Origin of the sequence: Vulcanococcus sp., assembly GCF_044369115.1 — a bacterium.
Lineage (GTDB): Bacteria > Cyanobacteriota > Cyanobacteriia > PCC-6307 > Cyanobiaceae > Vulcanococcus.
In genome coordinates this window covers 1-5,011 of record NZ_JBIPMN010000181.1, presented here as the reverse complement: position 1 = coordinate 5,011, position 5,011 = coordinate 1, and the positions used below count along the sequence as shown (strand labels likewise).

The window sequence follows — 5,011 nt, the reverse complement described above, 5'->3', positions numbered from 1 at the left end:
CCAGGCACGGTGCTGAACGAGGCGGGGATGTAATCCAGCAGTGCGCTGTTCTTCACCGACTCCCAGTGGGTGTCGGCGATCGAAAGATCGGCCCGGGAGCTGTCGGTGGAGTTGTTGGCCAGGCCGGTGATCACATCCACCACCGAGCCAGCAGCTGCTGGGCGGGTGATGATCAGTCCGGAGCGGAAATCCGGAAGGCCGTTCTGGCGTAGCACCGCATAGGCATCACTCCCGTTCCAGACCCGATTGGCCTCATCACTGGAATCGAGCAGGATTTGGTCGATCCGGCTGGTGAGATCGAACTGATAGAAGGCCTGGTTGATCTGCTTGTTCAGTTCGCCTGCATCGAGGCCGATGTTGCGGTTTTCATCGAGGAACACCTCGAATTCACCCATCAGCGGGCCGCCGGTGATTGAGTTCACCTTCACCGACCAGGTGCGCGGCTTGAAGAAGGGGATCTTGAGGCTCGCCAGCGTGCCGCTGAAGGGCCAAGCCTCAAAGGCAAACTTCAGGTTTACGCCCGCACCGATGGTGTTGTTGAGCACCAGCTGATCGGTGCGGCCTGTGCCCACAAACGGCAGGGGTAGGTAGCCGCCCACAACCGCATCGGCGGCGATCGGGCTGAACAGTGTGTTGTTCACCAGCGAGGGATAACTGGCACTCACCAGATCCAGGCTCTGGGGGATCTCAATGCCCGTGTAGACCTTGCGGAATTCATCCAGCCATGTGGTGCTGTCGAGCCCCGCCACCGGCAGCGCCTCATTCAGCAGGCCATATTTGAGAATCGGGTCGTTCCACGCATAAGCCACAAAGCTCTGCAGGCTTTGGGCCGCTTCGGTGTAGGTGCCCACCAGCCGCATCTGCTCGAGCACCACCGAGTCGGGCTCGCCCCGGCCCAGGCTGATGTCGCGCAGGCCCTGCACCACCAGCGAGGCCTGATCCGGCGACCAGGGGGTGAGGTCGCGCACGATGATCTGGCGATCACCGCTGCCGGCGCCGAACAACGGCACCATCGGTGCGTGGATCACCGTGCCGATATTGAGAGGCTTGAAGTTGTTGTCGACGAATTGGAAGTAGTTGCTGCCTGTCGATGGCGGCATGCTGCGAATCAGTTCCAGCACGGCAGCCCCGTAGGGCTGCTTCACCCCGTAGCTCACATAGTCGGAAACGGCGCCTTCAAAGCCCAGGGGCGTGACGGCCTGGCTTGTTAACCCAGCAAACAGCTGGGGATTGGGGCTGGCCGTGGCGGAGAGCTCAACCGGCGCATTGAGGTTGCCGTAGAAGAGGCGATCGCCGTCGCGGAAAAAGGCCAGCGGCACATAGTCACCGCGGCTGAGGAAGGGCCGGCTGCCGCCGAAGAAGGAGGCCAGCATGCCGGCCGAGCTCAGGGCCTGGCTGCCGGAATAGAGCTGAGGATTGAGCAGTTCGTCGCCGTGCAGCACGACGCCCAGCTCGCTGCGGGCGCCGGCGGTGAGCGAGAGGTGCAGGTTGTTGGCGCTCTGGCCCGCCTGGCTGGAGAAGAACAGCTCCGGTGTCTGGTTGGTGGGCAGCAGCTGCAACGAGCCCGGCAGCAGATTCAGGCTGCTCTGGCCTGCCAGTTGCTGGCCCCAACCATTGCCGGTGACGGCCAGGTTGAGGCTGTTGGCATCGATGAAGCCCATGCCGGAGCTGGCATCCAGGCTGTTGAGCCGTCCGCGGCTGAGGGGATTGGCGGCGGTCCAGATCCAGCCGAGCCCGCCCAGGCTGCCGCCGCTGTTGAGGCTGGCGGTGGCCTGCTGGGACGCCGTGAGGCCGCTGCTGCTGTGGGCGCTGAGCTGCAGCGGCGCCACATTGCCGGCGTCAAACCAGTGGTACACCCCATTGGCATCGGCGATGCGCTCGCTGGAGAAGTAGCGCAGCACCTGGGTGCCATCGGCATAGCTGTAGCTGGAAGCCAGTGCGCCGCCCAGCTCGTTGGGGCTGAAGCTGCTCTGGAGCTGGTTGCTGAGGCCCTTGGCGGTACCGGTCACCAGCAGAGCCACGTTGCCGCCGGCCACCAGGTCGTCGCGGGTGTGCAGCTCGGCGGTGCGCAGCACGGCCCCGGGCAGCTGGCGGTAGTCGGCATTGGCCGCATTCACCAGGCCGCCCCAGTTGCCGATCAGGGAATCCTTCTGGTCGGTGGGCTTGTAGACCACCGAGATCCCTTCCGGCACCAGCCCGGTCAGGTTGTACACGCGGCCCGAGCTGAGCACGGCCTCCGGCTTGCTGCGATCGGCGCTGGTGCGGGTGTAGGCGTCGCCGTCGTAGTTCCACACCATGGCGTTGCCATCGGCATCGCCCACCACCACAAACACCGAACCTGAGCCCCATTCCCGCAGGTGGGCTGTGAGTTGGGCGGCGGAGGCGTATTCAATGAAGGATGTGCCGCGCACCGTCGCCAGTGAGCTGCCGGGCCGACCGGTGCTGAACAGCCCCTGGCTCGACTTCTCGCCAAAGCCCAGCAGGGCCTTGAGTTGGGACTCCGTGCGGGCGCCGCTGGCCCAGGTCTGGGCTGCGTCGAGCAGGTTTTGGCTGTTCGCTACAGCGCCGTAGCCCTCAATCGGCAGGCGCAGCGCGTTGCTTGAGGTGGCGTACACCTGCTGGATCGGATCGAGCAGCGAGAGGTAATAGGCCTTCTGCAGCGAGGTGCTGCTGGCGCTGAGATCGAGCCGTTTCTCCAGGCCAAGCTGCAGGTCGCGGTTGCTGCGGGCGGTGCTGCTGGCGCTGCCCCACTGGTTGTCGCCAGCAGCGGCGCTGCCCTGGCGTGTTGTGAGGCTCACGCTGGTTGGCAACACCTCCCGCAGGGCGCTGCCGGGGGCGGCCTGGGGATCGATCAGGTAGGTAACCAGTGCCCTGTCGCTGTTCCAGGACGCCACCACCAGCTGGCCGTTGATGGCCACCAGATCGGGCGCGTGGGTTTCACCTTCTTTGAGTGTCAGGCCGCCGAGGGTGGCGATGTCGAGCCAGTCCTGGCCGTCGAAGCTGCGGGCGGCGATGCGCACGCGCCCATCGGCGCCGATGTACGACTTGTAGGCCTGATCAGCGATCGGGTCGTGGGTGAAGCGCATCACCCCCTGCACCGCGCTGGCGAGGGTGCCGCTCTGGCTGGCTGAGAGGTGGCTGCTGCTGCGGCCCTCCATCTGGTGCAGCGCCAGCTGCACCGCCAGGGGAGCGTGAGGGTTGAGGTTCTGGGCGATGCCGGCGCTGCGGGTGGCCTTGTTGCTGCTGGTGAGGAAGGCCAGGTCGCTGCGTTCGGCCAGGGGCTGGAAGGCGGCTGGCATCAGCCACTGCACGGCGCCGGAGGCCAGCTCGTTCGACCAGGCGGTGGTGGGCGCCTGGCGCAACACGGCGCCGGCGTCGGCGGCTTTGGTGTAGATCGCGCCGCCCCGCTCCACCCGCGGGGCGCCGGCGAAGGTGACCTGGGGATCGGTTTCGCCGCTGTCGCTCAGCCGCAGCCGCAGTTCGCCGTTGCGGGCCAGCTCCAGCAGCCGCTGTTCATCGGCTGTGGCGCCAGGGCGATCCATGTGCACCAGCGCCAGCTGCAGGCTGAGGGTGCCGCTGTTGTGCACATAGCGGTCGGGATCGGGCTGGGCTGTTTCGCGGTAGTTGAACCCAATCGATTCCACGCTCCCATTGGCCAGCCGCACGATTGGCTTGCCATCGAGGGTGTCCACCACATTGCCGAGCAGGCGCCAGCGGCTGCCGTCGTAGAAGTGCAGATCAAGCTCAATATTTTTACCTTCTGAGATCAGGTCAAGCTCAATTGAGGCGAAGTTGGTGGTGAGTTTGGGATTGATCTCGATGTATTTTGCCTGGGCTAAGCTGTAGTAGAGATAGTTGTCAACCGCAGCTTCGTCGTTATTCTCCTCGTAGCGCAAACGGAAGCGATCGGTGGGGGCGATCGTGCTCTTCACGTCGCTTACAGAGCGCACTCTCACCACGCTCTGCATGGCGGCAATGCGTTCCTCAAGCGCCTGGGCATCAGCCAGCGCATAGGACACGCGTTTGGGTATGCCGTTGTCGACCACAAGGCTCAGTAGGCGCCCCAGCTCCTGATCACTCAGGCTGGGGTACTGCCGCTTGAGAGCATTGCGCAGAGCGTTGCTTGCCGGCGAATTGAGGAACTTGGCATCGGCAAAGAACAGATCCACCCCACGGGGGGTGACGAGGCTGGAGCCAGCCACACTGATCCAGTCGATGCGATCGATCAGTTGATCGCCGAGTTTGGCGAGCAGGGTTTTGTCGTAGCTCACGCTTGAGCTGCCGATCAGTCCACGCAGATTGAGCGGTTCGATCTGCAGATTCAGCAGCCAGGAATTGCGGCCATACGCCTCGTCAAAGCTGCCAAACCGACTGTCGTCGAGCGAGTTGCGTGCAAGCAGGAAGTCGTAGTTGTGATCAAGATCGAGTCGCAGCGAACCCAAGGTGGGGTTGTAGTTGTAGTTGCCGCTTGCTCGTTCGCCATAGTAATCACTGAATTTGATTCGTTGTTCAATCCCCTCGTCGCTGCCTTCGATTGTTCCGTCTGGGCTAACGATTTGACGTTCGGTTCCCAGCTCATAGTCAAAGTAGATTCCTAGTCGACCCGAGATGTTGTAGTTTGGAATGCCAAGAACAAGGCCAACATAGGGCTCCAGACTCACTTCTAGAGAGTTTTTCGAGAGGTCTGTGCCAAGCCCTTCTTTGGTGGCTTTTCCAACAAGTACTGCAATCTGTTTTGTCTTTTCGCTGCTACTCAGGCTGCTATCTTTCTGAATCTCACTGATCTTGCTGCCGAGAGCTTCTAGGTCTTCTGCTGTTAGGGTTGAGATCAGGCTGAGCCCGAGAGCCAGGCTGGCATCCAGCCCGAGCATTGCGCTAACCAGCGGAATTCCCGTTGGAATCGTGATTGAGCCTTCGAGCTCAAGTTCCGCTTTCGCATCCAATGAAAAGAGCGACAGCAGGTCTTCTGTCAGGTAGCTTGCTAGGAACTTTGTTGGCTCATAAATGGCTG

General features: G+C 62.7%; 1 protein-coding gene. It reads right to left on the bottom strand.

Translation table 11 applies throughout. The features are described from left to right. Nucleotides 1-4,442, bottom strand: a 4,442-nt coding sequence (locus ACIQ2E_RS12400; RefSeq protein WP_398330976.1) for a hypothetical protein, incomplete at its 3' end; no start/stop codon positions are given. Between the last annotated feature and the right edge of the window lie 569 nt (nt 4,443-5,011).